Below are 25,131 nucleotides of genomic sequence, written 5' to 3' on the forward strand. Positions count from 1 at the left end.
CGCTTTGCTCGCCAGAGCGTAACCGTGCTACGGCCTGGCGCTTGAACTCGTCGGAAAAGGTGGCCCGCTGTTTAGGTGTCGAGTCCGATGAAGCGGGAACGATCTCCCGCTTCGATGGCAACTGCTTATTTGTCATGTAAATCCTCCAGGGACATATTGTCCACTATTTGGATGTCCATGAATCCCGGACCCTCTCAACCTGACCCCGGCTTGTCAATCCGACGCGAAGAAATCGGTATCGAGCACGAGTTCGCGCAGCGGCTGGCACTTGCGGTCGGCCAGGCTGGCCTTGGCGCGCAGGCGCGCGGCTTCGTCGGGGTTGCCGTTCTTTTCGGCCAGGTCGGCCAGCTGCCCGAGGATCAGGATGCGCTCCTCGATCGCCCTGACCGTCGACCACAAGCGCTGGTCGACCGACGTGTTGACGTCGCTGAGCAGCGACTGGAAGGAATAGGCGTGCCCGGTGTGGCAGCGGAAACGCACGACGCGCCCTTCCTCGATCTGCGCCAGGCCGCCCCCGCACTCGGGGCAGGTATAGGCCGACGCTGTGCCGATCGCCATGATGCCGGCCTCCATGCCCTTCTCCCCACGCGCAATCGCGTTCTCGATCTCGGCGCCCTGCCGCGGTGGCTCTTCCGCTTCCGGCGGCTGCGGCAGCGCTTCGCCCGCCGCCTGCGCAATCCTTGCCGCCAATGCGTCGATCGTGCCCACGAAATCGACATCCACATGCTCGATGGCGCTGTCGGGCATCGACCGGTGCTGGGCTTCTTCCGGGTCCTGCACCAGCGCCAGGCCGTTCCGGTCCTTGATCTGCCATAGCCCCGCGGTGCCGTCGTCCAGGCTGCCGGTCAGCACGACGCCGATCACGCGCTGCCCGAACGCCAGCGCCGCCGAGCGGAACAGCACGTCGGCCGCGGGCCGCGAGCGGCATTCCCTTGGACCGCGGGTGATGCGGATACATTCCCGTTCCAGCATCAGGTGGCGGTCGGGCGGTGCGATGGACACCGTGTCGGGGAGGATGAGCTGGCGGTCGGTAGCGAAGGCGACCGGCATCGGCGTCGTCGCCTGCAGGATACGGTTCAGCTGGCTCGGGTATTGCGGGGACAGATGCAGGACGACGAAGTAACTGATGGATAAACCGGCCGGCAGCCGGGCGAACAGCGTGCGCAGCGCGTCGATGCCGCCGGCCGAGGCGCCGATGACGACGATGTGGCGTCGCTCCTGGTTCAACAGCGCGTCCATGTCGGTCTCCCTTTACGATGTACACCCAGTGTAGGGCAAGTCGGGGCGGCAGGACGCAGGCCTGACCCCGCCCTGCAGGCCTGGAACCCAGCAGTACGGAGCGCCGGATATTTACCGTTTACAATATCGGACCATTTTCCCCTGACCACTATGCCGATCCCGTTTGCCGCGCGCCCCAGCAGTTCCTCCTTTGCCATACTGATCCGCGCGATGCTGGTGGCATGGCTGGCGTCGTGCCTGCTCGCACAGGCTGCGCCGGCGCCGGTACGCATTGGCCTCGACGCCGAGTTCGGCCTCGACAACAGCACCTCGGCCCAGGCCGTGGAACTGGGCCTGCGCACCGCCATCGGCGAGATCAACCGCGCCGGCGGCGTGCTCGGCGGCCGGCCGCTGGAACTCGTGACCAGGGACCACCGCTCGATTCCCGCACGCGGCATCCGCAACATCGAGGAATTCGCGCGCACGCCGGACCTGATCGCCGTGTTCGGCGGACGCTTCAGCCCGGTGGTCATCGAGGAATTGCCGACCCTGAAGGCAACCAAGACCCTGTTCATGGCGGCCTGGTCGTCGGCCGACATGATCGTCGACAACGGCATGCGCCCGAATTACGTGTACCGCCTGTCGCTGCGCGACAGCCTGGCCATGCCCAAGCTGCTGGCCACGGCGCGCAAGCGTGGCCTGCGCAAGGTCGGCCTGCTGCTGACGAACACGTCCTGGGGCCGCAGCAACCTGGCGGCGGCCGAGAAGTTCGTCGATTCGAACAAGGACATCCGCATCGTCCAGACCGCCTGGTACAACTGGCGCGACCAGACCCTGGTGGCGCGCTACAAGGCGCTGCGCGCTGCCGGCGCCCAGGCCATCGTGCTGGTGGCGAACGACGACGAGGCGGCGGTGCTGGTGCGCGAAGTGGCCGCCCTGCCGCCGGCCGAGCGCATGCCCATCCTCAGCCACTGGGGCGTGACCGGCGGCGAATTCACCCGCCAGGCCGGCCCGGCCCTGCACCAGGTGGACTTTTCCGTGATCCAGACCTTTTCCTTTTTTAATGCCGACAAGAAGCCGCTGGCGCGCTTCATGAGCGCCCTGGCGACGGTATCGAAAATCCGCCGCATCGAGGACATCGACGGGCCGGTGGGCGTGGCCCATGCCTACGACATGATGCACATCCTGGCCAGGGCGATCGACCTGGCCGGCACCACCGACCGCAAGGCCGTGCGCGACGCGCTGGAAAAAGTGCGCGACTACCGCGGCCTGATCAAGCACTACGCCCCGCCCTTCTCGCCCACGCGCCATGAAGCGCTGGGCGAACGCGAACTCCTGATGGCGCGCTACCGGAAAGACGGCGTGCTGGTGCCGACAAGCGATTGACCATGTGGACCACGCTCCAGGCCGGCAGCCTCACGCGGCGCTTTGCGATTGCATCGGCGATCCTGACCGCCGTGGCCGTGCTGCTGGTGGCGGCCGCGTCGCTGTGGCTGGTGAACCGCCAGCATGCCGCCGCGGTGGAGCTGCTGCAACAGCGCGAAACCGCGTTCAACGCGCGCACCGTCGGCAACACGCTGGCCACGCTGGCTTCGCGCATGAAGGACGTGGCCGACAGCCCGATCCTGGCCACCGGCCTGGTCGACAGCGCGGGGCGCGAAACCTACCTGGCGCCCTTCCTGAACAGCCTGCGCCAGATCAACGGCATTCCGGTGCAGGTGCTGTTCACCGATTTCGAAGGCAAGCCGATCGCGGGGAACGGCTTCGAGCGTTTCGATAGCGAGCAGCTGGCCTGGCTGCGCACGCGCATCGACGCCGGCGAAGAAAGCGCGGCCATTTTCGACCGCCCCGGCGGCCCGGAACTGGTCGGCGTCAACCTGTTGCGCTATTCGCGCACGAACACGCCCGAAGGCGCGCTGGTCTACAAGATCCGCCTGCAGGACCTGCGCCCGATCGCCTCGTCGGTGCTGGCCTGGGAGGCGCAGCCCGGCACCCATGCGGGCGAAGTGCCGGTGCCGGCGCCGGAGGCATTCCGGCACCTCGGGCTGATGATGAAGATCGACGTGTCCGACGTCGGCCAGCCGCTGGAAACGCCGTGGACGCAGTACGGCCTGATCGGCGGCATGACGCTGGCGTTTGCCGTCATCGTGTTCCTGCTCGGCTCGCGCCTCTCGCTCGGCCTGACCCAGGACCTGCGCCAGCTCGAACAGTTTGCCGGCAAGCTCGGCGAAGAAGGCATCGGCGCGGCGCGCGCCGAACTGGCCGGCAGCAGCGAAACCATCACCCTGGCGCGCTCGATCAACCGCATGCTCGACGGCCTGCACCGGCAACAGGCGCGCCTGGAACGCGAGCACCAGCGCAAGGACGAGTTCCTGGCCATGCTGGCCCACGAGCTGCGCAACCCGCTGGCGCCGATCAGCAGCGCCGCCCAGCTGCTGCGCGTGCTGTTCGCCGACGTCCCGCGCATCAAGGATGTCAGCGGCGTCATCAGCCGCCAGGTCGCGCACATGACGCACCTGGTCGACGATCTGCTGGACGTGTCGCGCGTCACGCGCGGCCTGGTCACCATCAACCAGACCACGGTGGAACTGGGCGCCGTGCTGCGCGAAGCGGCCGAGCAGATCAAGCCCGTGATCGACGCGCGCAAGCACAGCCTAGTGCTGGAAATCGCGCCCGAAGCACTCCCTGTGTGCGGCGACCGCACCCGCCTGGTCCAGGTGGCGGCCAACCTGCTCAACAACGCGGCCAAGTACACGCCCGACGGCGGGGTGCTGCACGTGTCCCTGGCGCGCCAGGACGGCATGGCGGTCTTGCGGGTGCGCGACAACGGCATCGGCATCGGCGCCGACCTGCTGCCGGTGGTGTTCGATCTGTTCACCCAGGCCGAGCGCACGCCGGACCGCGCCCAGGGCGGGCTCGGGCTGGGGCTGGCATTGGTCCAGAAGCTGGTCGAGCTGCATGGCGGCGCGGTCGAAGCGCACAGCGCGGGCCAGGGCCAGGGCAGCACCTTCACGGTGCGCCTGCCGCTGCTGGCGGCGTCCGAGAGCGCGCTGACCGCGCCGGCCGCCGCCGCCGCTCCGGCCTCCCTCGGCCCCCTGCGCATCCTGGTGGTCGACGACAACGTCGACGCCGCGCAGACCCTGGGCATGTTGCTGGAAACAGCCGGGCACAAGGTGACGGTCGAGCATTCGGCGCAGAGAGCGCTGGCGCGGGCCGGAAAGGGACGATTCGACATCATCCTGCTCGACATCGGCCTGCCCGACATGAGCGGGCACGAACTGGCCGGCGCCCTGCAGCAATTGCCGAACTGCGCCGGCTGCGCGCTGGTGGCGGTGAGCGGCTACGGCCAGGAACAGGACCGCCGCCTGTCGCGCGAAGCCGGCTTCGACGCCCACCTGGTGAAACCGGTGCCGCCAGACCTGCTGGTCGACACCATCGCACGCGTGGCAAATGCAAACAGCCCCCGCTGTTAATCCTTGAGCGCGGAAATATAGGCTGGCATCTCGGAAATCGTGTTGTGCCCTGCCCCGCCGATCACGGTCATGGTCGCCACGCCACGTGGGAAGCGTGCCAGCAATTGCCGCGTACTGCTCGCCGGGATGATCTCGTCGTGTTCGGCCGCCAGCAGCAGGGTCGGCGCCGTCACGCGCGGTGCGTAGCGCCAGGATTCGTACTTGTCGCGGAGTAACCAGCGCACCGGAAAATACGGGAAATGCGCGGCGGCGATCTCCTGCAGGCTGTCGTAGGGCGTTACCAGAATAAGTTTTTTCACCGGGCGCCGGCTCGCCACCTGCACCGCGATACCGCTGCCCAGGCTGCGCCCGATCAGCGTTACCTCGCCGTGCTCGGCCACTATCCGGTCGAACAGCGCCAGCGCATCCGCCACATTCGCCTTTTCGCTCGGCTTGCCCGTGCTGCCCAGATAGCCGCGGTAGTGCAGCAGGTACAGTGCGTGCCGGGGAAAGGCCTCGTCCAGCAAGGGCAGGCTCATCGTTACATCCTCGGCATTGCCGCCGAAGTACATCACGGCGCGGTTCCCGGGCCGGGGCCGTTCCGACACCTTCACCTCGGCGCCGGGCACCGCCAGTGTCGCGGTACGTGGCGCCGGGAACATCGGCGTAGCGGGCGGATAATAGATGAAGGAAGCCTGCATCCAATACAGCGCGAGGCAGGCGGCGCCGTACGCGCCGAGGGCAATCAGTAGGAGGAGTCCGACCATTCTTTGCATGCGGCGCTTCCATGGATGCCTGGGCCTGCGCCGCGCCCGGGGCGCGGGGCCGGCAGGCGTTTCAACCGGCCAGGCTGCTCAATCGTCGTCATGATCGGTCACCCACTGCGACAGATCGTCGACCGGCTGTGGCAACCTGCCCTCCAGCCACTCGGCCGCCAGCGCAGGCGTGAATGCCGGATGGGTATTCTCGATGACCCAGGCCAGGAAATCTGCCGGCCCGCCATTCATGTAGGGTGGCGCCGATACAGGCATGAAGCGGCTCGGCAGCGGCTCGTTGAGCGACAGGTAATTCAGTACGTGGCCGAATTCCTGGACGACATGCCAGGCCAGGGGATGCGCGATATCGATGCCGAACTTCACCCACCACTGCCCATCGGGATCGATGTCGCACCCGATGCCGGGCGTAATGCCAGGCACCTTCGCCAGGAAGGCCAATAGCGTTTCGAAGCGCGGATCGTGCTGTTTGCCCTGCATCGTCTAGCCCTCCCTGACCTTGGTCAGCAGCTTGGTCGTCGACCGGTCATGCTCGAAATCGATCGCCACCGCCTGCCCGCCATAGGCCAGCACGGCCTGCCCTTCCGGAATCGCGCTCATCACGTAGTCTCCGCCCTTGGCATAGATGTCCGGACGCGCTTCCAGCACCGTTTCCAGCGCCGTGTCTTCGTCGAACTCCACCACCAGGCTCACCGATTCCAGCGCGGCCAATACCGCCAGCCGGTCGTTCAGGGTATTCAGCGGGCGGTCGTCGCCCTTGCCCAGGCGCTTGACCGAGGCATCGGTATTCGCGGCCACCACCAGCGAGGCGCCCAGCTCGCGCGCCTGCGCCAGGTAGGTCACGTGCCCGCGGTGCAGGATGTCGAAGACGCCGTTGGTCAGCACCACGGGTTTCGGCAGCGCGGCCACGCGCGCCTTGAGCTCGGCGCGCGAGCAGATCTTGTTTTCAAAATTCGGCATACGGGTCAGTCAGGTTGGATTTGCAGGGTCTTCGGGTTCTTCTTCGAGCGCCATCGACAGCGTCGGCGACTTGGCGCCGCCTTCTTCGCCCGGCTCGCGGCGGTCACCCGAGAGCTTGATCTGCAGGCGCAGGCCGTTGGCCGAATCGGCATTGCGCAGCGCTTCGTCGTAGCTGATGTAGCCCTTGTTGTAGAGCTCGTACAGCGCCTGGTCGAAGGTGCACATGCCGAGTTCGCGCGACTTCTGCATGATCTCCTTGATGCTGTGGAAGTTCCCCTTCAGGATCATCTCGCTGATGGTCGGGGTGTTCAGCAGGATTTCGATGGCGGCCTTGCGGCCCTTGCCGTCCTCGGTGCGCACCAGGCGCTGCGAGACGATGGCGCGCAGATTGGCCGAGAGGTCCATCAGCAGCTGGTTGCGCCGCTCTTCCGGGAAGAAGTTGATAATCCGGTCCATGGTCTGGTTGGCGTTGTTCGCGTGCAGCGTGCCCAGGCACAGGTGGCCGGTTTCGGCAAACGCGATCGCGTGCTCCATGGTCTCGGTGTCGCGGATTTCGCCGATCAAAATCACGTCCGGCGCCTGGCGCAGCGTGTTCTTCAGGGCGTTGTGCCAGGAATGGGTGTCGACGCCGACTTCGCGGTGCGTCACCAGGCAGCTCTTGTTCTTGTGGACGTACTCGACCGGGTCTTCCACCGTGATGATGTGGCCGGCCGAATTGCTGTTGCGGTAGTCGATCATCGCCGCCAGCGTGGTCGACTTGCCGGAACCGGTGCCGCCGACCACCAGCACCAGGCCGCGCTTGGTCATCACGACGTCCTTCAGCACCTCGGGCAGTTCCAGCTTCTCGAAGTTCGGGATTTCCGAGGCAATGGTGCGCACGACCATGCCCACGCTCTGCTGTTGCACGAACACGTTGACGCGGAAGCGGCAGACGCCAGGCAGCGAGATCGCGAAGTTGCACTCCATCTCGGCCTCGAACTCGGCGCGCTGGCGCTCGTTCATCAGCGACAGGGCCAGTGCGCGCGTGACTTCGCTCGACAAGCGCTGCTGGCTCATCGGCTTCATGCTGCCCTGGTGCTTCATGCTGGGCGGGAAGTCGGCGGAAATGAAGAGATCGGAGCCGCCCTGCTGGAACATGACAGTGAGCAGCTTGTGGATATAGGCCTGGGCTTCCGCCGGGCCGAAGGGATTGGTCATGCTTGCCTTTCAGATCTGGGCGAGAAAGCGTAAATACGATATCCACCCGCCCGACAATTATATCGACTAAGATTACCGGTAAAATACACTTTCTGTGGCTGACTTCGCCACTTTGGCAGGATATTCATTGCAGACCTGCAATTCGACTACCATACGCCCATGACACTTACCGAGCTGAAATACATCGTCGCCGTCGCCCGCGCCAAACACTTCGGGCACGCCGCCGAATCCTGTTTCGTGGCGCAACCCACCCTGTCGGTCGCCATCAAGAAGCTCGAGGACGAGCTAGGCGTCACGCTGTTCGAACGCGGCGGGTCCGAGGTTTCGGTCACGCCGGTCGGCGCCCAGATCGTGGCCCAGGCCGAGCGCGTGCTCGAGCAGACCGCGGCGATCAAGGAGCTGGCCAAGCAGAACAAGGACCCGCTGGCCGGCCCGCTGCGCCTGGGCGTGATCTACACCATCGGACCCTACCTGCTGCCGCCGCTGGTGAAGAACCTGATCGACAACGTACCGCAGATGCCGCTCGTGCTGCAGGAGAACTTCACGGTCAAGCTGCTGGAACTGCTGCGCCAGGGCGAGCTCGACGCCGCCATCATGGCCCTGCCCCTGCCCGACCATGGCATGCAGATGCAAACCCTGTACGACGAACCGTTTGTGGTTGCCATGCCGCGCACCCACCCCTGGGCAAAGCGCAAGGAAATCGCGGCCGACGACCTGAAGGCCGAGACCATGCTGCTGCTGGGCAGCGGCCACTGCTTCCGCGACCAGGTGCTGGAAGTCTGCCCGGAAATGGCGCGCTTCTCGTCGCCAGGGAACGGCATGCAGCGCACCTTCGAGGGTTCGTCGCTGGAAACGATCCGCCATATGGTGGCCAGCGGGATTGGATTGACGGTACTGCCGCGCGCCTCGGTGCGCGACATGGAAGACCCGAACGGCATGCTGACGTTCGTGCCGTTTTCAAAGCCGGCGCCATCGCGGCGCGTGGTGATCGTGTGGCGCAAGAGTTTTACGCGGCGGGCGGCGATCGATGCGATCGTGAATGCGGTGGCGGAGTGCGACTTGCCGGGGGTGGATATGCTGGCGCTCGACAAGGCGGCTTGACCATTGATGGGCCTGCCGTTGTAGGGTGGGCCGGGCCGCGCTAGGCACCCGTGTCCACGCGGTGCAACGGTTGCATGTCGAGTCTCATGCCTCGTCTGTTCAACCGGTGAGACCGCGTGGACACGGGTGTCCACCCTACCCCCTCCGGCAAGCCGCGCGGAACAGTGCCAGCCGTGTTCCGTTCCAAACCCGTTAAAATCGCGGTCTTGTACACAACAAGACCGCGATTTCCATGAATAAGCTGGCGCTTTATTTTCGGCTGGTCCGCGCCGACAAGCCGATCGGTATTCTTCTCCTGCTCTGGCCCACCCTCTGGGCGCTATGGATGGCGGCCGGCGGCACGCCGCCCTGGCATGTGGTCCTGATCTTCGTCCTCGGCACCGCCCTGATGCGCTCGGCCGGCTGCGCCATCAACGACTATGCCGACCGCGACTTCGACCGCCACGTCAAGCGCACCGTCGACCGCCCGGTCACCAGCGGCCGCATCAAGGCCTGGGAAGCGGTGATGGTCGCCGCCGTGCTGGCCATCGTCTCCTTCCTGCTGATCCTGCCGCTGAACACGCTGACCAAGCAGCTGTCCGTGGTGGCCGTGATCGTGGCCGGCACCTACCCCTACTTCAAGCGTTTCTTCGCCATTCCCCAGGCCTACCTCGGCATCGCCTTCGGCTTCGGCATCCCGATGGCATTCGCCGCCATCCAGGGCCAGGTGCCGGCGGTGGCCTGGTGGCTGCTGGCGGCGAACGTGTTCTGGGCCGTGGCCTACGACACCGAATACGCGATGGTCGACCGCGACGACGATTTGAAGATCGGCATGCGCACCTCGGCCATTACTTTTGGGCGCTACGACGTGGCCGCCGTCATGCTGTGCTATGGCGTGGCCCTGTCGATCGACCTGGTCTGCGGCTGGCTGCTGGGCCTGCGCTGGTGGTTCGTCGGCGGCGTGGCGGTGGCGGCCGGCATGGCGCTGTACCACTACACCCTGATCCGCAACCGCGACCGCATGCGCTGCTTCGCCGCCTTCCGCCACAACAATTGGTTGGGTGCGGCCCTTTTTGCCGGTGTCGCGTTAGACTATGCATTAGGATAATATTGTCCGAAATACAAATCTCCGTTCTGCCGGCAAGGCAGCGGCCAATCACTCCCTATTACGAGGCTAAAACATGATGGAAAAAATCCCGACCCAGACCGGCGCCCGCGACCAGCTCCTGGCCGACCTGAAGACCGTGATCCTGGACGCGGAAGCCTGGCTGCGCCACGGCGGCTCGCTGACCGGTGAACAGCTCGAAGCGGCCAAGGCCAAGTTCGAGGGTGCGCTGACCAGCGCCAAGGAAGGCCTGGCCAACCTGGAAGTCGTCGAGAAATCGAAAGCGGCTGCGAAAGCGACCGACACCTACGTCAAGGACAATCCCTGGAAAGCCGTGGGCATCGGCGCCGTCGCCGGCGTCATCCTGGGCCTGCTGATCAACCGCCGTTGATGGCGGTCACCGAGACGCTGGGCCGGATCGGCGCCACGCTGCTGGCGATGGTGCGCACGCGCCTGGCACTGGCGGCTGTCGAGGCGCAGGAAGAAGCGCAGCGCGTGCTGGGCTTTGCGGCCTGGACCCTGTTCGCGGCTTTCCTGGGCGCCGGCGCCTTCATGCTCGTGGCGCTGTTCGTGATCGTGCTGTTCTGGGATACCCACCGCCTGCTGGCGATCGGCGGCATGGCCGGCCTGTTCGCCCTGGCGGCGGTGTTGATCCTGGCACGGGTGCGTGCGGCGTTTGCTGCGCGTCCACCGATGATGGCGGCCACGCTGGCGGAACTGAACAAGGACATCGCCTTCATCAAGGGCACGGGAGCGGCGCATGAACAGTGAAAAGACGCCACTGGCGGTGCGCCGTGCGCATTTGATTGCCGAATGCGCGCAGCAGCGCGAGGGTATCGCCTACGAGCTGAATCTGCTGAAGGCGCCGGTCGAACGGCTGGGCGGCGTCGGGCAGTCGCTGATGGCCAACCGCAAGGTACTGCTGGCCGGCGGCGGCGTCGCGCTCGGGATGCTGATCGCGCGGCCGAAGCCGGTGCTGGCGCTGGCGGCGACCGGCGTATCGGCGTGGAAGATCGTGCAGAATGTGCTGCCGCGTGTAATGCCGGTGGTGCAGCGGGTGATGCCGCAGGTGATGCCGATCATTCGCGAGCGGTTCGGCAACCGGTTTTAACAGGCGTTCAGGCAGGTGGGTACGAGTACCCACCCTACAACGCCCGCATCTCGAAACGGCGGATTAATCCGCCCCCAACTCATCCCCTAATTCACGCCCGCGCGCCGCTGCGGCCTGCATGGCCGCCATGATCGCCGGCTTCACCCCCGCCGCTTCCATGCTGGTAATGGCCGCATGCGTCGTGCCTCCTTTCGAGGTCACGCGCTGGCGCAGCACGTCCAGCGACTCATTTGACTGCGCCGCCAGCTCCGCCGCCCCGGCAAACGTGGCCAGCGCCAGCGCCTTGCCCTGCTCCGCATTCAGTCCCATCTCCACGGCCGCCGCCTGCATCGCTTCCAGGAAGTAGAACACGTAGGCCGGCCCGCTGCCGGACACCGCCGTCACCGGATCGATCAGCGCTTCGTCGTCCAGCCACACGGTCTGGCCGACCGCGCGCATCACGCTGTCGGCCGCGGCGCGCTGGGCCTCGTTCACGCCGGGCGTGGCCACCATGCCAGTGATGCCCATGCCGATCAGCGCCGGCGTGTTCGGCATGGTGCGCACGATGGCGCCATAGCCGCCCAGCCAGCGCGACAGGTCCACGCTGCGGATGCCCGCCGCGATCGACAGCACCAGCGGCTCCCTGCCCAGCTGCGGCGCCAGCGCCGCCGCCACGTCGCGCATCTGCTGCGGCTTCACCGCCAGCACGACCACGTCGCAGGCGCCGACGGCATCGTCGATCGACGTGGCGGTAGTCGCGCCGAACTGCGACGCCAGCTTTTCCAGCGCCTGCGCATTCGGATCGACCACGTGCACCTGCGCGCCGGCGCCCAGTTCCTTGACCAGCCCGGCGACCAGTGCCGTGGCCATGTTCCCGCCGCCGATGAAAGCGATCTTCATTCCGAATCCTTGTGATAAGTACGTGTGCCAAAAATGGCGCTGCCGACGCGTACGATGGTCGCGCCTTCCAGGATCGCCGCCGCCATGTCGCCCGACATGCCCATCGACAGCGTGTCGACCGGTACGCCATCCGCGCGCAAGGCTTCGCCGAGCTTGCGCAGCCTGGCAAAGGCTGCGCGCTGCAGGGCCGGGTCGGTTTGCGGTTCCGGGATCGCCATCAGCCCGCGCAGGCGCAGGTTCGGCAGGGCCGCGGCCTGGCGCGCGAGTTCCGGCAATTCGTCCGGCGTGGCACCGCTCTTGGTGGCTTCGCCGCTGATGTTTACCTGCAGGCAGATGTTCAATGGCCCCAGCTCCGGCGGGCGCTGCTCAGACAGCCGCTGCGCGATCTTCAGGCGGTCCACCGTGTGCACCCAGCTGAAACTGGTGGCGATCGGTCTTGTCTTGTTGCTCTGGATCGGGCCGATGAAATGCCACTCTACAGGCGTATCCGGTTGCGCGCGCGCCACGGCGGCGATTTTTTCCACGCCTTCCTGCAGATAGTTTTCGCCGAATGCGCGTTGTCCGGCTGCCATCGCTTCGAGCACCGCTTCCGCCGGAAACGTCTTCGAGACAGCCAGCAGCTGGACCATGGAACGGGCCCGGTTGGCGTCCTTGACGGCGGCGGCGATTGTCGCTTCGACAGCTTGCAAGTTATCGGCGATTGTGACCATAATCTTTTCTCTGGGCAATATTCGGGACATGCGAGCACGCTGGCCGAAGCTGCGCCCCTCACGGCACAGGATTATAAATGGACATCTCCGAATTACTCGCCTTCTCGGTCAAGAACAAAGCCTCCGACCTCCACCTCTCCGCCGGCCTGCCGCCGATGATCCGCGTCCATGGCGACGTGCGCCGCATTAATTTGCCGCCGCTCGAGCACAAGGACGTGCACGCCATGATCTATGACATCATGAACGACGGCCAGCGCAAGCAGTACGAAGAGGTGCTGGAGTGCGACTTCTCGTTCGCCATTCCCGGCCTGGCGCGCTTCCGCGTCAATGCCTTCAACCAGGAACGCGGCGCCTCGGCCGTGCTGCGCACGATTCCCTCGAAGATCCTGTCGCTGGAAGAACTGAACGCGCCGAAGATCTTCGGCGAACTGGCCCTGAAGCCGCGCGGCCTGGTTTTGGTGACCGGCCCCACCGGCTCGGGCAAGTCGACGACGCTGGCGGCGATGGTGAACCACCTGAACGAAAACGAGTACGGCCACATCCTGACCATCGAGGACCCGATCGAGTTCGTGCATGAATCGAAGAAGTGCCTGATCAACCAGCGCGAAGTCGGCCCGCACACCCTCTCCTTCAACAACGCACTGCGCTCGGCCCTGCGCGAAGACCCGGACGCTATCCTGGTCGGCGAACTGCGCGACCTCGAGACGATCCGTCTCGCTTTGTCGGCCGCCGAAACCGGCCACCTGGTGTTCGGCACCCTGCACACCTCGTCGGCTGCGAAGACCATCGACCGTATCGTCGACGTCTTCCCGGCCGAGGAAAAAGAGATGGTGCGCGCGATGCTGTCGGAGTCCCTGCAGGCCGTGATTTCGCAGACCCTGCTGAAAACCAAGGACGGCTCGGGCCGCGTGGCCGCGCACGAGATCATGCTCGGCACCCCGGCTATCCGCAACCTGATCCGCGAAGCCAAGATCGCCCAGATGTATTCGAGCATCCAGACCGGCAGCAACGTCGGCATGCAGACCCTGGACCAGAACCTGACCGACCTGGTGCGCCGGAATATCATTTCGAGCAGCGCCGCCCGTTCGGCTGCGAAGATTCCAGAAAACTTCCCGGGATAAGCGATGGAACGCGACCAGGCCTCAAAATTCATGTTCGACCTGCTGCGCCTGATGGTCAGCAAGGGCGGCTCCGACCTCTTCATCACCGCCGGCTTCCCGCCCGCGATCAAGATCGACGGCCGCATGACGCCGGTCTCCAGCCAGCCGCTGACGGCCGCGCACACGGCCGACCTGGCGCGTTCGATCATGAACGACAAGCAGACCGCCGGCTTCGAGCTGACCCGCGAAGCCAACTTCGCGATCAGCCCGGGCGACCTGGGGCGCTTCCGCGTTTCGGCGTTCGTGCAGATGAGCAGCGTCGGCATGGTGCTGCGGACCATCACCACGCAGATCCCGAAGTTCGAGGACCTCGGCCTGCCCGAGGTGCTGAAGGACGTGATCATGGCCAAGCGCGGCCTGGTGATCATGGTCGGCGCCACCGGCTCCGGTAAATCGACGACGCTGGCGGCGATGGTCGGCTACCGCAACGAGAACAGCTACGGCCACATCATCACCATCGAGGACCCGGTCGAATTCGTCCACCCGCACAAGAACTGCGTGATCACCCAGCGCGAAGTGGGCGTGGACACCGACAGCTTCGAGGCGGCCCTGAAGAACTCCCTGCGCCAGGCGCCGGACGTGATCCAGATCGGCGAAATCCGCGACCGCGACACCATGGAGCACGCGATCGCCTTTGCCGAAACCGGCCACCTGTGCCTGGCCACCCTGCACGCCAACAGCGCCAACCAGGCGCTCGACCGCATCATCAACTTCTTCCCGGAAGAGCGGCGGCAGCAGCTGCTGATGGACCTGTCGCTGAACCTGCGCGGCCTGGTGTCGCAGCGCCTGATTCCGAAAAAGGAAGACAAGGGACGGGTGGTGGCGATGGAGATCATGCTGAACTCGCCACTGATCTCAGACCTCGTGTTCAAGGGCGAAGTCCATGAGATCAAGGAGATCATGAAGAAGTCGCGCGAGCTGGGCATGCAGACCTTCGACCAGGCGCTGTTCGATCTCTACGAGCTTGACAAGATTTCGTATGAAGACGCACTGCGCAATGCGGATTCGGTAAACGACCTGCGCCTGACGATCAAGCTCAATAGCAAGCACGCGAAGAACCGCGATTTCTCGGCTGGGACCGAGCACCTGGGGCTGGTGTAATTCGCAGGGTGGACGGAAACCCGTCCACCCTGCCCCGACATGTTGGTATCATCCCGACATGAACGTTTTCGACTTCTCCGCCACCGCCCTCGACGGCACGCCCGTCGATTTGTCGCGCTTCCGCGGCCAGGTTCTTTTGATCGTCAACACCGCCAGCGGCTGCGGCTTCACGCCCCAATACGCCGGCCTGGAAACGATGCACCGCGACTTCGCCGAGCGCGGTTTCGAGGTGCTGGGCTTCCCCTGCAACCAGTTCAAGAACCAGGAACCCGGCACCGAAGCCGAGATCGGCCAGTTCTGCGAGCGTAACTTCGGCGTCAGCTTCCCGCTGTTCGCCAAGATCGACGTCAACGGCGCCAACGCCCATCCCCTGTTCCGCCACCTGAAGCGCGAGGCGCCCGGCATCCTGGGCACCGAGCTCGTGAAGTGGAACTTCACCAAGTTCCTGGTGAACCGCGACGGCAAGGTCGTCAAGCGCTACGCGCCCAAGACCAAACCGGAAGAGATCAGGAGCGACATCGAGCAGTTGCTGGCCCGCTGAATCGCCCCTGCGCGCTCAGCGTTTGTCGAACCACGCCATGAAGGCGTCGAATTCCTTTTGCGCCTCCGGCATCGGCCGGCCATCCGGCACCAGGCTGTGGCCCGCCAGCGGTATGCGCCGCATCGTCACGTCCCTGCCCTGCACCCGCAGCTGGGTGTACAGCACCTCGGTCGACAGGATCGGCACACTGTTGTCCTGCATGCCGGCGGCGATGTAGACGCGCGCCTTCGAGTGCGCCAGGTTGTCCATCGTGGACTGCGCAAAGAAGCTGCTCCAGCGCAGGTAGGGATGGCCCCAGGCGTACTTGGTGGTGCTCTTCGGGTCGGCGGCGATGGCGCCGTAGGTGGCGTCGAGTTCCTGCAGGCGCAGCGCCTTGACCTCGTCGCTGTCGGTCGAGCGGTGGATGTTGGCGGCGAAGTCGAACAACTGCGACGGTCCGTTCGCGCCCAGCAGCACGACGTCGGTGACCTCGGGCAGCGCACGCGCCAGGCCGGCCGCCATCGGCGCCCCTTCGGAGCTGCCGATCACCAGCACGCGGCGCGCATCGACCTCGGGCCGGCGCAAGGCATGGTGCACGGCGGTTGTGAGCGTTGCGAGCCAGGTCTCGTAGGAGAAGTGGGCGTTGAATTCGCCGGCGCAACCGATGGCCGAGCCGAACGGGCCTTCCTGCGGTTGGTCGGACTGATAGGGCTTGTCGACCGCCATCACGGCGTAGCGGCCTTGCTGGGCCAGGGGCAGCCAGGAATAGATGGTCGAGGCGGGCTTGTCGGTGCCCAGGTTCATGAACGGCGGCACGCAGCCGGAGCCCTGGATGTAGAGGACCAGCGGGGCCTTGTGCGTGGGCTTGGAGAGGTAGTAGCGCACTGGCGGGCCGGATTCGGCCGGCAGGGTCAGGCGTGTGATGGAGAGGGACTTGAAGTCGAGGGACTCTTCCTGGGCGCCGGTGTCGGCGGCCAGTGCGCTGCCGGTGAGCAGCAGGCCAGCCAGGAAGGTGATGGAACGTTGAACTGCACTTGCGAGCATGGCGTCTCCAATATGGAATCGATCCGTGATGGTGCCATGGGAAGCAGGCTCCGAATCTAACGAAATTTCACCGACTCCGCGGCAGCGACCGTATGGTGGGCCGGGCCGCGCTAGGCACTCCGTGCCCACGCGGTTACGTGCGCTTCCTTTTTGCGTTAGCGGTGATGTGCCGCTCGAAACGCCAAGCCAGGCCCGTGGCCGTTGCATGCTTTGCGGGCGACACTTTCGCGCCGCTGGCTACGGACACGTGCGTACCGCGTGGGCACGGAGTGCCCACCCTACGGTCATGGCCGCAGGCCACACGAGAAGGCCGCAGGCCACATGCAAAGGCCGCAGGCCGTATCGCCATCAAGGACGATTGCACAGCCGCAGGCCATACCCGCGCCACAGCCCCAGGCCCAGCCTTAACGCACCGGCGAAAACCGGATCGCCTGCCCGCCACCCGGCGCCAGCTGCAGCTGCAGCACGTCCTTCGCCGTCACCCTGCGCTGCTCGACCACCAGGTCGAAGCGACGCTCGCTGCGGTAGTCGGCGGCGTCGCCGTCGCGGTAAATCTCGGCCACGTAGGTCTTGCCCGCATCCAGGAAGCTCAATGGCAGGGCCAGCGCGCGCTTCTCGCCGTCGGTCACGGCGCCCACGTACCAGTCCTGCGAATTACGGTCCTTGCGGGCGATGGTCACGTACTCGCCCACGGCGCCATTGACCACGCGGGTATCGGCCCAGTCGGTCGGCACGTCGCGGATGAACTTGAAGGCGGCCGGGTACTTCTCGTAGTTTTCCGGCAGGTCGGCCGCCATTGCCAGCGGCGAGTAGATCACCACGAAGTTGGCCAGCTGCTTGGCCTGGGTCGAGTTGAAGACCTTGCCTTCCGCGCCCACCAGGCTCAGGACGCCCGGCGTGTAGTCCATCGGGCCGCTCAGCATGCGCGTGAACACCAGCTTGGCTTCGTGGTCGACCGCGTTCGGCGGGTTGCCCCAGGCGTTGTACTCGACGCCGCGCGCGCCTTCGCGCGAGACCCAGTTCGGATAGGTGCGGCGCAGGCCGGTGTCCTTTACCGGTTCGTGGGTGTCGACCGCGATGCGGTATTTCGCTGCCTCGGTCACCGCCTTCAGGAAGTGGCGCACGCCCAGCTGCGAGTCGTAGTGCCCGTAACGCAGCTTGCCGTCCTCGCCCATGAACTGCATGGAACCGGCTTCGTGCACATAGCCCGACTTCACGCTGTCCACGCCGTGCTTCGCATACAGTTTGTAGGCCGCGTCCATCTGCTTTTCGTAGGCCGGCAGGTTGCCGCCAGTCTCGTGGTGGCCGACCAGGCGCACGCCCTTCGATTTCGCATACGCGGCCAGGCCCGGCAAATCGAAGTCGGGGTAGGACTCGGTGAAGCTGAAGTCGGCGCCGCCATGGCCCCAGTCGCTTTCCCAGCCCTTGTTCCAGCCTTCGACCAGCACGCCGCGGAAACCGTATTTCGCCGCGAAGTCGATGTAGCGCTTGGTATTCGCCGTGTTCGCGGCATGCTTCGGACCGGCGTTCCAGGTGCCCGACTGCAGGTGCATCTCCCACCACACACCGACGAATTTCGACGGCTTGACCCAGGACACGTCGCCCAGCTTGTTCGGCTCGTTCAGGTTCAGGACCAGGTCGGACATGTAGAGGCCCGCCGCGTTGTCGGCGATCTGCATGGTGCGCCATGGCGTGGTGAAGGCGCCGTGGCGCACGACGGCCGGGCCGTTCGGCGAGGCCACCAGTTGCGCGCGCAGCTTCTGGCCATCGACCTTGCGCAGCCACATCGAGGCGTAGTCGACCAGGGCCGCTTCGTGGAAGGCGATGTGGGTGCCGTCCTCGAGACGCACGGTCAGCGGCGTGTTGGCGGTGCCGATTTCCGAGAGCGGCGAGGTGCGGATTTCTTCTTCCAGGCCCGGCAGCTCACCGGCCGGAATCCACCAGGCGGTGCCCTTCTGGGCGACGGCGAATTCGGTCAGCTCGTCGATGATCTCGGTGTCGCGCAGTTGCGGCTGGTCCGGGAATTCGTAGCGGAAGCCGATGCCGTCGTCATAGATGCGGAACACGATGGCCAGGCGGCGGTTGCCGCGGTTCTTCTGCTCGACCTCGACACGCAGCTCGCGGTAATGGTTGCGTACGAACTGGCGCTCGCCCCAGGGCTGTTCCCAGGTCGAATCGTGCAGACTGGCCGTTTGCTTGAGCAGCGCAAAGCCGCCGTCCAGCTTTGGCGCGTTCGCCAGGTTGAAGCCCAGGCGCGACAGGCCGATGACCTGCTTGCCGTTGCGCTTCACCGCATAGCCGAGCTTGCCGCCATTCTCGATCTGGACTTCGACGTCGAGCACCTGGCCCGGTGAAGCGGCTTTGGCGATGACTTGTTGGGCCCAGGCGTTGACGCTGAGTGCGAAAGTTGCCGCCAGAATGGCGGCGCTGCGGCGAAGCTGCATCGGTAGTCTCCTTGTCTTCTCTTCCGGCCGGAAGTAGCAAAACTACGCTACTAACCGGGATATTTAAGGAATGATAAGACAAATAATGTAATTCGACTACCAATGGATGAGCTGTCCCCGCAGCGGTGCCTGCCTATGCCAGGCCTACCGTGGCGCTGCGCGGCAGGTGCTGGCGAATCCAGTGCGTGGTATCGGCCAGCACGTCTTCCTTGCCGTAATCGTTGAGCAGGTCGTGGTAATGGCCTTCGTACATCTTGAGGGTCTTGTCCGGGGAACCGGCGTGTTCATAGAAAAACTGGCTGCCTGCCGGCACGGTGGCCTTGTCGACGGTGCCGTGCATGATGAAGACCGGCAGCGTGATCTGGTCGAAGGATTTCTCCAGGCGGTCGTCGGCGCGCACCAGCGCGGCCACGGTGCTGGCCGGCTGCACTTCGCCGGCAATCAGGGGATCGCTGTTCAGGGCGCGCACCGCTTCCGGGTCGCGCGAAAAATCCTCGTTGTGCAGCTTCAGCACCTTCGCATGCGGCGCGATATGGCTCAGGCCCTTGATCAGCGACAGCGCGATGCCGGGCGCCGGCACCTTGAAGGCGAAGCTTTCGCAGATGAAGCCGTCGAGCTCGGCCTGGTGTTCCAGCGTGTAGACACAGGACACCACGCCGCCGGCCGAGTGGCCGAGCAAAAATACGGGCAGGCCGGATTCGCGCGTTTTGGCCAGGTCGACCAGGGTCGCCAGGTCGCCCACGTATTCGTCGATATCCTCGATATAGAAGCGCTCGCCGCTCGACTTGCCGCGCCCGCGCAGGTCGAGCGCGTAGACCACGAAGCCGCTGCCGGCCAACTGGCGCGCCGTCCATTCGTACTGGCCGCTATGGGAATTGACGCCGTGGCAGATCACCACCAGGGCGCTGGGCGGGCCGGGCGGATGCCAGCTGCGGAAGAAAATCTGGTTGCCGTCCTTGCCATTGACGGTCTCTTCGCTCGACTCGATAGCCATGACAACTCCCTGAAGGTAAAGCGGCGCGCGTGCCGCTAGACCCTCAGAGTAGACCGATATTGCGCGTTTGCCGTCAACCTGCGTGCGATGCCTGATGTAGCACAATAAATAGCGATTCAAAGCGGCGATTCAAACACGGACGCGCACGGCAAAAAGCCCGCCGAGGCGGGCTTCTTCCTGGCAGACAGGATTACTGCTGGGTGGTCGGCGTTGCCGGAGTCGGTGCGGCCTGGGTATCGATCGGGGTCATCGGGTTGGTCGGCGGCACGGTCGAGGCCGGCGCCGGCGACATGCCGGTTTCGGTCGGCGCGGTGGTCGGCGGCGTCATCGGTGCCGGCGAGGTCATCGGGGTCGAGCTTGGGGTCGGCGCCATGTCGCTGCCGCTCTGGGTGGTTGCCGAGGTCGAGCTCGAACCGGTGGCGGTATTCGTCGACGAGCCGGCCGTGGCCGTGTTGTCGGTCTGGGTCGTGCCCGAGGCCGTTGCCTTGCCGCTGTCGGACTTGGCGCTGTCCTTATGCGACTGGTGCTTGGCCTGCTTGTCCGACTTGGCCTGCTTCTCGGATTTCTTGCTGGTCGTATCCGCCTGGGCAACGACCGTGTCGTTCTTGGCGTCGGCCTTGACGGTCGACTTCAGATCCTTGTTGTCCACCAACACAGCGGTTTTTGCATCCATTTTCTCTGCGTTGACTTTCGCAACGGGCGTCGCTGGCGACTGGGCAAAGGCAGCACTTGCGAACAGACCGGCGATCAGGGTAGCGATGGTTTTTTTCATGATGCAGCTCCTCTTGGTAGTTTGTCGGTTGACTTGATTGTCACTCCACCAAGAACGGCGTGGCGCACGGGACTGTTGACAGCTTTAACATTCGCTTACAACGCTGGCATTTGCTTACATGTCGCGCAACGCCTGTTGACTGGCAACACCACAAACGGGCTTATGCCACGTTCAGCCCCATCGCCCGCACCAGCTCGGCCGCCTGGCGCGGCGAGATCGTCGCGCCGAGGAACAGTTTCGCATTCGTCAGCTTCAGTCCGCCCAGGTCGGCTTCGCGCAGGTCGGCGCCGTCGAAGCGCGTGTCCCGGATGTGGGCGTCGCGCAGGCCACCGCCTTCGAACACGGCGTCGCGGAAGTCGCAGCCCGACAAGTCGGCATCGGCAAAGTCCAGGCCGACCAGCTTCATCTTGCGGAAGGACATGCGGCGCAGGTCGGCGCCGACCAGCAGGGTATCCTCGAAGGACAGGCCGAGGTAGCTCACTTCCTCGAAGTTGGCGCCGGTGAGCTTGCAGCTGCGAAAGCTGGCCGACGCCAGTTTCGCGCGGCGCCAGCTACTGTTGTTCAGGTCGCAGGAAGCGAAGCGGGCATCGACCAGGTCGGCGGATTCGAAATCGGCCTGCCCGGCGCGGCAGCGCTGCCATTGCGTGCGCGCCAGCCTGGCGGCATACAGCGAGGTTTCGGCCAGCTGGCAGTGGCGGAATACCGCGTCCTGCAGGTTCAGGCGCGACAGGTCGGCGCCGGAAAAATCGCAGTTGTCGAAGACGAGGATGGCGTCGTCGAGCAGGAGCTGCTCGACGCGGGCGCGGTCCGGCGTTTCGCCGGTAATGGTGATGGTTGGTCGTGACATGGAGCGCGGCGTGGGTCGGCTGGGTTGCTGGAACCCGGCAGCATACACGCTCGCCGCGCCTGCCGGAACGGCGTTTGAAGCGGCGCTCTACGCGCCGCTCAGCGGGTTTCGATGCTGGCCGTGCCGTGGATCACGCAGCCGCGGTTGACGTTCTCGAGGAAGCGGATCGCCTCGCCCATCGACAGGCTGGAGGGCAGCAGGCGATTCAGCCCGGCTTCCTCACTGATACGGTCCAGGCCGTAGGCGATGCTGCGCGAGACCTCGCGCGCCGGCTTGCCGTCGCTGTTGTAGAGCGCGTCGTAGACGCCGACCTCTTCCCACAGGGGCACGAAGCCGGGGCTGGTGGAATCCTCGAACACGACGGCGGGCGCGGCGCCGCCCTCTTCGCGCACGAGGCGAAATACAAAACTCATGGCTGTCCCTGGTGAATCATGGATGGGGACGGATGCTAACACGAAAAAAAAGACCAGGCCGGAGCCTGGTCTTTCGTCAAACCGGCTGCTTCAGCCGATCAGAAGGTGTAGCTTGCTGCCACGCCGAGGGTACGCAGTTGCGGCGAGGTGGTGGCCCAGCCTTCGCGCCATGCGATCGGACGCGCTTCGTTGAACACGTTGTAGACATACAGGTTCAGCTTGACGTGCGGGATGCCCGAGTAAGCCAGGGTGTAGTCGACGGTCGTGTTGTGGTCGACGCGTGCGCAGTCAGCCAGGTACTCGGCGGCCACGCGCTGGGTGGCGCAGTAGGTCGGCGACGAGACGCTGTTGTTGCTGTAGCCGCTGGCGTAGTTCCAGGTCACGCCGTGGTCGAAGTCGCCCTGCTTCACGTACAGGCGGGCCTTGACGGTCATGCGGCTGCCGAAGTCGTAGGTGCCGACATAGTCGGGACCATACGAATTGTCGGTGACGCTGAAGTCCTGGTATTTCAGCACGTAGGTGCCGTCCAGCTTCACGCGCCAGTCCATGCCCGAGAACTTGAAGCGGCCGGTTGCGTCGAAGTCGAGGCCGGACACGCGGGTGCGGCCGCTGTTGACGTACGGGTTGTAGACCATGCCCAGCTGGCCAACGCCGCCGTAGTTGACGGTGTTGCTTGGGTTGTACTTGCGTACCAGGGCCAGGAACTCGTTGTCGGCGATGCTGTTGTCGATACGGATCAGCTGGCCTTCCGGCAGGTCGGCTTCGCCGCGCAGGATGTCGGTGGTCGAACGGGTACCGATCTCGTTACGGCGCTCGATGAAGTAGTAATCGATCGCGGTGGTCCAGTTCTTGATCGGCTCCCACACCAGGCCCGCGGTCAGCGAGCGCGAGGTTTCCGGCTTCAGGTCCGGGTTCGACGACACGAAGCTAGGCAGGTTGGCCGAGCATTCCGAATTGCGGAAGCTGTTGCCCTGCGCCTTGTCGGTGGTGGTGGCGCCGGCCGCGTTCTGGATCATGTTGTTCAGCTGGGTCGCGATCGGGCAGCGGCGCGGATCGTTGACGCCGGTGGCAACCGAGCTGCGGCCAAGGCCGTTACCGGTCTCGACGACGTTCGGTGCACGGAAGCCGCCGGTTGCGGTGGCGCGCAGCAGCAGGCTGTCGGTGGCGTTCCAGCGCAGGCCGAGCTTCGGCGACAGGTGGGCGTCGGCGTTCTGGCTCTTGTCGGCGCGAACCGCAGCGTCCAGCGAGACGGTCTTGGTCAGCGGCACGTTGGCTTCGGTGAACAGGGCGTACTGGCTGATCGAGTCGTCGACCTGCAGGCCGAACACGCCGATCAGTTCGCCGCGCAGGACGTTCTCCGAGCTCTTCATCCAGTAGCTGTTCTTGCGGATGTCGGTACCGAATGCCACTTGCACAGGACCGGCCGGCAGTTGGGCCACGGTGCCGGTGATGCTGGCATCGAAGAACTTGGTGTCGGATTCGCCTTCGGTGGTACGGACCGGGAACATCGAGTCGAGCACGGCGTAGTCGTTCTGCTGGCCGAACTTGTAGGTGCCGTTCACGATGGCGTTGGTATAGCCGGCGGCGCTGGCGTTGCGGGTCGCCTTGGTTGCCGAAGACTTCATCCAGCCGCCGGCCGCATTCCAGTCCCACTCGCCCACCGAGCCGCTCAGGGTCAGCATGATGCGGTGCTGGTCCGATTCGGTGCGGTTGAAGTTGAAGCCTTCGCCGGTGTCCATCAGGCGGGTGCGGAACTCGAGTGGGGTCGGGTCCGGATTGTTCGGGTGGCCGACCGGCAGCTTCGGATAGAAGAACGGGCCCACCATACGGTTTTCACGCACGTTGTACCAGATGCTCGACGAGGTCGTCGGCTGCAGGGCAAATGGCGCCACGATGTAGTCGCTGGTCGCGCCGGCAGTGGTGACTTCGAAGTTGGCGTCGATGTCCTTGCCGATGCGGAAGTGCGTGTTGCTGGCGATGGCGTGACGCTTGTTGTCGGTGGTCAGGCCGGTGTACGGATTGATGTCGAACTTGCACAGGCCGTCTGCCGGATCGATCGATTCGGCCGGGCAGCCAGGCGCGCGCGTGATGGCGTTGGAGCCGCGGTAGTAGTTACCGGTCGGCGAGTACGAGCTTGGCGCGTCGTAGGTCGAGCGGCCCGGGGTCAGGCGGTGCCAGGCCGGGTAGTATTCCTTCAGGTCGTCCTGGGAATAACCGTCGCGCTTATAGGCTTCGGCGGTGATGTAGGTGTTGAAGCCGTTCTCTTCGATGTCGCCGAAGCCGACGATGGCCGACAGGTTGCGGCTGCGGTTGTCCTTGAAGTGCTGGCCTTCCTGGTAGCCGCCACGGATCTTGGCGCCCTGGAAGTCCTTGCGCAGGATGATGTTGACCACGCCGGCGATGGCGTCGGAGCCGTAGCGTGCCGATGCGCCTTCCTTCAGGATCTCGATGCGCTCGATGGCGTCGCTGGCGATCGCGTCCAGGTTGGTGAAGTTTTCCTGTGCGCCGTCGGCCAGGCCGTACTGCGCGATGCGGCGGCCGTTGACCAGCACCAGGGTGCTGACCTTGCCCAGGCCGCGCATGCTGACTGCCGACGCGCCGGTGGCGAAGCTGCCCGAGCTGGAGGTAGCCGAGTTCAGGTTGGTGTCGATGGAAGCGGTGCTGGTCAGGATGCCCAGGGCCGTCATCTGGCCGGTTTTCTCGATGTCGTCACGGTTCAGGATCTGGACCGAGCCGGCGGTTTCCGCTTCGGTACGCTTGATGCTCGAACCGGTCACGACCACGCGCTGCATCTGGGCAGCTGGTTCAGCCGACGTTGCGGCTTGTTGCGCGATAGCAAAGGCAGGGAAAGCCATGGTCAGGGCGACGGCAATGGCGCTTTTATTCAAAGTACTTTTATGCTTCACAACGACTCCAGGTGTTGAACTTATTTTAATATTCGACTCCCCTAGCAAGCCGTGTACTACGGTCCTGGCTGGGGGTGCGCATAAACACTTTTGCATAACATTGCTGCGTTGCAAAGGATTAAAGATGAGTTTTCTGGCTGGCAGTCAAATAAGCTTACTTTTGTCGCGTATTTGATACATTCTGTTACTGTTCACAATCGCCATTTCGCGCTGACCGTCACATATTCGTTTTCCACACATGTTTATGCAGATTTATTGCGAAATGTCGACTAGGCGGCTTCAAATTTGTACATATGCCACTTCAGACTTCGGAGATCGAATGTTTCCGGAAGATGACAAAAGGCGGGCAGCAACGTGCCGCCGCCCTTCCAAAAGGGGCCTGTCGACGCAAGGAGACGGCGCAGCCGATGCCTGCCTGGCTGGCAGGCCGGCTGGCCAAAGAGGA

The 25,131-nt window shown here is 64.9% G+C and carries 24 protein-coding genes; 10 read left to right on the forward strand and 14 right to left on the reverse strand.

The window, feature by feature from the left end; all coding sequences use genetic code 11:
- Positions 1–213 precede the first annotated feature (213 nt).
- A complete protein-coding gene (locus LK540_RS14730) occupies positions 214–1,239 on the reverse strand; it encodes a chemotaxis protein CheB (protein ID WP_229438056.1) in 1,026 nt (341 codons plus the stop codon).
- Between the two features lie 150 nt (positions 1,240–1,389).
- Here LK540_RS14730 and LK540_RS14735 point away from each other — a divergent pair, with 150 nt between their 5' ends.
- Positions 1,390–2,604: an ABC transporter substrate-binding protein gene (locus LK540_RS14735; protein WP_229438057.1), complete on the forward strand. Its 1,215-nt coding sequence runs from the start codon at positions 1,390–1,392 to the stop codon at positions 2,602–2,604.
- A gap of 2 nt (positions 2,605–2,606) precedes the next feature.
- The gene (locus LK540_RS14740; protein ID WP_229438058.1) at positions 2,607–4,691 is read left to right on the forward strand and encodes an ATP-binding protein; all 2,085 of its coding nucleotides are present in this window, start codon (positions 2,607–2,609) and stop codon (positions 4,689–4,691) included.
- Here LK540_RS14740 and LK540_RS14745 read toward each other — a convergent pair.
- The 4 genes from LK540_RS14745 to LK540_RS14760 all read right to left on the reverse strand — a co-directional run bounded on the left by LK540_RS14745 (position 4,688) and on the right by LK540_RS14760 (position 7,600).
- On the reverse strand, positions 4,688–5,437 hold the full coding sequence (locus LK540_RS14745) for an alpha/beta hydrolase (RefSeq protein ID WP_229438059.1): 750 nt from the start codon (positions 5,435–5,437) through the stop codon (positions 4,688–4,690). The genes LK540_RS14740 and LK540_RS14745 overlap by 4 nt on opposite strands.
- A gap of 87 nt (positions 5,438–5,524) precedes the next feature.
- Positions 5,525–5,923: a hypothetical protein gene (locus LK540_RS14750; RefSeq protein WP_229438060.1), complete on the reverse strand. Its 399-nt coding sequence runs from the start codon at positions 5,921–5,923 to the stop codon at positions 5,525–5,527.
- Between the two features lie 3 nt (positions 5,924–5,926).
- Positions 5,927–6,403 carry an adenylyltransferase/cytidyltransferase family protein gene (locus LK540_RS14755; RefSeq protein ID WP_229438061.1) on the reverse strand — a complete coding sequence of 159 codons (477 nt, stop codon included), beginning with the start codon at positions 6,401–6,403 and terminating at the stop codon, positions 5,927–5,929.
- A gap of 9 nt (positions 6,404–6,412) precedes the next feature.
- The gene (locus LK540_RS14760; RefSeq protein WP_267498800.1) at positions 6,413–7,600 is read right to left on the reverse strand and encodes a PilT/PilU family type 4a pilus ATPase; all 1,188 of its coding nucleotides are present in this window, start codon (positions 7,598–7,600) and stop codon (positions 6,413–6,415) included.
- Between the two features lie 159 nt (positions 7,601–7,759).
- Here LK540_RS14760 and LK540_RS14765 point away from each other — a divergent pair, with 159 nt between their 5' ends.
- The 5 genes from LK540_RS14765 (at position 7,760) to LK540_RS14785 (ending at position 10,896) form a co-directional block, all read left to right on the forward strand.
- Positions 7,760–8,701: a hydrogen peroxide-inducible genes activator gene (locus LK540_RS14765; RefSeq protein ID WP_229438062.1), complete on the forward strand. Its 942-nt coding sequence runs from the start codon at positions 7,760–7,762 to the stop codon at positions 8,699–8,701.
- 232 nt (positions 8,702–8,933) lie between these two features.
- Positions 8,934–9,788 (forward strand): 4-hydroxybenzoate octaprenyltransferase, encoded by an 855-nt coding sequence (gene ubiA / locus LK540_RS14770; protein WP_229438063.1) that lies wholly within the window; start codon positions 8,934–8,936, stop codon positions 9,786–9,788.
- A 73-nt stretch (positions 9,789–9,861) separates the two neighbouring features.
- The gene (locus tag LK540_RS14775) at positions 9,862–10,176 is read left to right on the forward strand and encodes a YqjD family protein (protein ID WP_229438064.1); all 315 of its coding nucleotides are present in this window, start codon (positions 9,862–9,864) and stop codon (positions 10,174–10,176) included.
- Positions 10,176–10,556: a phage holin family protein gene (locus tag LK540_RS14780; protein ID WP_229438065.1), complete on the forward strand. Its 381-nt coding sequence runs from the start codon at positions 10,176–10,178 to the stop codon at positions 10,554–10,556. The genes LK540_RS14775 and LK540_RS14780 overlap by 1 nt, the downstream gene beginning before the upstream one ends.
- A complete protein-coding gene (locus LK540_RS14785) occupies positions 10,546–10,896 on the forward strand; it encodes a YqjK family protein (RefSeq protein ID WP_229438066.1) in 351 nt (116 codons plus the stop codon). Before LK540_RS14780 ends, LK540_RS14785 begins: the two co-directional genes overlap by 11 nt.
- A 63-nt stretch (positions 10,897–10,959) precedes the next feature.
- On the opposite strand, the gene proC is transcribed toward LK540_RS14785, so the two are convergent.
- Both proC and LK540_RS14795 read right to left on the reverse strand, forming a co-directional pair.
- Positions 10,960–11,775, reverse strand: coding sequence for a pyrroline-5-carboxylate reductase (gene proC / locus LK540_RS14790; RefSeq protein ID WP_229438067.1), 816 nt, complete (start codon positions 11,773–11,775; stop codon positions 10,960–10,962).
- Entirely contained in the window at positions 11,772–12,485 is a 714-nt protein-coding gene (locus LK540_RS14795; RefSeq protein ID WP_229438068.1) for a YggS family pyridoxal phosphate-dependent enzyme, read from the reverse strand. The genes proC and LK540_RS14795 overlap by 4 nt, the downstream gene beginning before the upstream one ends.
- A 77-nt stretch (positions 12,486–12,562) precedes the next feature.
- On the opposite strand from LK540_RS14795, the gene LK540_RS14800 reads away from it, so the two are divergent.
- Genes LK540_RS14800 through LK540_RS14810 form a run of 3 tightly spaced genes read left to right on the forward strand, consistent with a single transcriptional unit; the run spans position 12,563 to position 15,287 of the window.
- A complete protein-coding gene (locus LK540_RS14800) occupies positions 12,563–13,606 on the forward strand; it encodes a type IV pilus twitching motility protein PilT (protein ID WP_229438069.1) in 1,044 nt (347 codons plus the stop codon).
- A gap of 3 nt (positions 13,607–13,609) precedes the next feature.
- Entirely contained in the window at positions 13,610–14,746 is a 1,137-nt protein-coding gene (locus LK540_RS14805; RefSeq protein WP_229438070.1) for a PilT/PilU family type 4a pilus ATPase, read from the forward strand.
- 58 nt (positions 14,747–14,804) lie between these two features.
- Entirely contained in the window at positions 14,805–15,287 is a 483-nt protein-coding gene (locus LK540_RS14810) for a glutathione peroxidase (RefSeq protein WP_229438071.1), read from the forward strand.
- A 15-nt stretch (positions 15,288–15,302) separates the two neighbouring features.
- Here the strand turns inward: LK540_RS14810 and LK540_RS14815 are convergent, their stop codons facing one another.
- The 7 genes from LK540_RS14815 to LK540_RS14845 all read right to left on the reverse strand — a co-directional run bounded on the left by LK540_RS14815 (position 15,303) and on the right by LK540_RS14845 (position 24,668).
- The gene (locus LK540_RS14815; RefSeq protein ID WP_229438072.1) at positions 15,303–16,310 is read right to left on the reverse strand and encodes a S9 family peptidase; all 1,008 of its coding nucleotides are present in this window, start codon (positions 16,308–16,310) and stop codon (positions 15,303–15,305) included.
- A 404-nt stretch (positions 16,311–16,714) separates the two neighbouring features.
- Positions 16,715–18,754, reverse strand: coding sequence for a glycoside hydrolase family 97 protein (locus LK540_RS14820; RefSeq protein WP_229438073.1), 2,040 nt, complete (start codon positions 18,752–18,754; stop codon positions 16,715–16,717).
- Between the two features lie 133 nt (positions 18,755–18,887).
- The gene (locus LK540_RS14825; protein WP_229438074.1) at positions 18,888–19,748 is read right to left on the reverse strand and encodes an alpha/beta hydrolase; all 861 of its coding nucleotides are present in this window, start codon (positions 19,746–19,748) and stop codon (positions 18,888–18,890) included.
- A gap of 190 nt (positions 19,749–19,938) precedes the next feature.
- Positions 19,939–20,520 carry a hypothetical protein gene (locus LK540_RS14830; RefSeq protein WP_229438075.1) on the reverse strand — a complete coding sequence of 194 codons (582 nt, stop codon included), beginning with the start codon at positions 20,518–20,520 and terminating at the stop codon, positions 19,939–19,941.
- 160 nt (positions 20,521–20,680) lie between these two features.
- On the reverse strand, positions 20,681–21,367 hold the full coding sequence (locus LK540_RS14835; RefSeq protein ID WP_229438076.1) for a pentapeptide repeat-containing protein: 687 nt from the start codon (positions 21,365–21,367) through the stop codon (positions 20,681–20,683).
- Between the two features lie 98 nt (positions 21,368–21,465).
- On the reverse strand, positions 21,466–21,780 hold the full coding sequence (locus tag LK540_RS14840) for a hypothetical protein (protein WP_229438077.1): 315 nt from the start codon (positions 21,778–21,780) through the stop codon (positions 21,466–21,468).
- Positions 21,781–21,878: 98 nt separating this feature from the next.
- Positions 21,879–24,668, reverse strand: coding sequence for a TonB-dependent siderophore receptor (locus LK540_RS14845; protein WP_229438078.1), 2,790 nt, complete (start codon positions 24,666–24,668; stop codon positions 21,879–21,881).
- Positions 24,669–25,131: the final 463 nt, after the last annotated feature.

The sequence above is a fragment of the Massilia sp. IC2-278 genome, from assembly GCF_020708045.1.
Classification (GTDB): domain Bacteria; phylum Pseudomonadota; class Gammaproteobacteria; order Burkholderiales; family Burkholderiaceae_D; genus Telluria.

What these genes read in the sequence shown, in the direction of transcription:
- LK540_RS14800 (WP_229438069.1), top strand. Translation starts at nt 12,563, where the DNA reads ATGGACATCTCCGAATTACTCGCCTTCTCGGTCAAGAACAAAGCCTCC.
- LK540_RS14760 (WP_267498800.1), bottom strand. Translation starts at nt 7,600, where the DNA reads ATGACCAATCCCTTCGGCCCGGCGGAAGCCCAGGCCTATATCCACAAG.
- LK540_RS14810 (WP_229438071.1), top strand. Translation starts at nt 14,805, where the DNA reads ATGAACGTTTTCGACTTCTCCGCCACCGCCCTCGACGGCACGCCCGTC.
- LK540_RS14755 (WP_229438061.1), bottom strand. Translation starts at nt 6,403, where the DNA reads ATGCCGAATTTTGAAAACAAGATCTGCTCGCGCGCCGAGCTCAAGGCG.
- ubiA (WP_229438063.1), top strand. Translation starts at nt 8,934, where the DNA reads ATGAATAAGCTGGCGCTTTATTTTCGGCTGGTCCGCGCCGACAAGCCG.
- LK540_RS14765 (WP_229438062.1), top strand. Translation starts at nt 7,760, where the DNA reads ATGACACTTACCGAGCTGAAATACATCGTCGCCGTCGCCCGCGCCAAA.
- LK540_RS14805 (WP_229438070.1), top strand. Translation starts at nt 13,610, where the DNA reads ATGGAACGCGACCAGGCCTCAAAATTCATGTTCGACCTGCTGCGCCTG.
- LK540_RS14730 (WP_229438056.1), bottom strand. Translation starts at nt 1,239, where the DNA reads ATGGACGCGCTGTTGAACCAGGAGCGACGCCACATCGTCGTCATCGGC.
- LK540_RS14745 (WP_229438059.1), bottom strand. Translation starts at nt 5,437, where the DNA reads ATGGTCGGACTCCTCCTACTGATTGCCCTCGGCGCGTACGGCGCCGCC.
- LK540_RS14830 (WP_229438075.1), bottom strand. Translation starts at nt 20,520, where the DNA reads ATGAAAAAAACCATCGCTACCCTGATCGCCGGTCTGTTCGCAAGTGCT.
- LK540_RS14740 (WP_229438058.1), top strand. Translation starts at nt 2,607, where the DNA reads ATGTGGACCACGCTCCAGGCCGGCAGCCTCACGCGGCGCTTTGCGATT.
- LK540_RS14820 (WP_229438073.1), bottom strand. Translation starts at nt 18,754, where the DNA reads ATGCAGCTTCGCCGCAGCGCCGCCATTCTGGCGGCAACTTTCGCACTC.
- LK540_RS14825 (WP_229438074.1), bottom strand. Translation starts at nt 19,748, where the DNA reads ATGGCTATCGAGTCGAGCGAAGAGACCGTCAATGGCAAGGACGGCAAC.
- LK540_RS14840 (WP_229438077.1), bottom strand. Translation starts at nt 21,780, where the DNA reads ATGAGTTTTGTATTTCGCCTCGTGCGCGAAGAGGGCGGCGCCGCGCCC.
- LK540_RS14785 (WP_229438066.1), top strand. Translation starts at nt 10,546, where the DNA reads ATGAACAGTGAAAAGACGCCACTGGCGGTGCGCCGTGCGCATTTGATT.
- LK540_RS14775 (WP_229438064.1), top strand. Translation starts at nt 9,862, where the DNA reads ATGATGGAAAAAATCCCGACCCAGACCGGCGCCCGCGACCAGCTCCTG.
- LK540_RS14815 (WP_229438072.1), bottom strand. Translation starts at nt 16,310, where the DNA reads ATGCTCGCAAGTGCAGTTCAACGTTCCATCACCTTCCTGGCTGGCCTG.
- proC (WP_229438067.1), bottom strand. Translation starts at nt 11,775, where the DNA reads ATGAAGATCGCTTTCATCGGCGGCGGGAACATGGCCACGGCACTGGTC.
- LK540_RS14835 (WP_229438076.1), bottom strand. Translation starts at nt 21,367, where the DNA reads ATGTCACGACCAACCATCACCATTACCGGCGAAACGCCGGACCGCGCC.
- LK540_RS14735 (WP_229438057.1), top strand. Translation starts at nt 1,390, where the DNA reads ATGCCGATCCCGTTTGCCGCGCGCCCCAGCAGTTCCTCCTTTGCCATA.
- LK540_RS14780 (WP_229438065.1), top strand. Translation starts at nt 10,176, where the DNA reads ATGGCGGTCACCGAGACGCTGGGCCGGATCGGCGCCACGCTGCTGGCG.
- LK540_RS14795 (WP_229438068.1), bottom strand. Translation starts at nt 12,485, where the DNA reads ATGGTCACAATCGCCGATAACTTGCAAGCTGTCGAAGCGACAATCGCC.
- LK540_RS14750 (WP_229438060.1), bottom strand. Translation starts at nt 5,923, where the DNA reads ATGCAGGGCAAACAGCACGATCCGCGCTTCGAAACGCTATTGGCCTTC.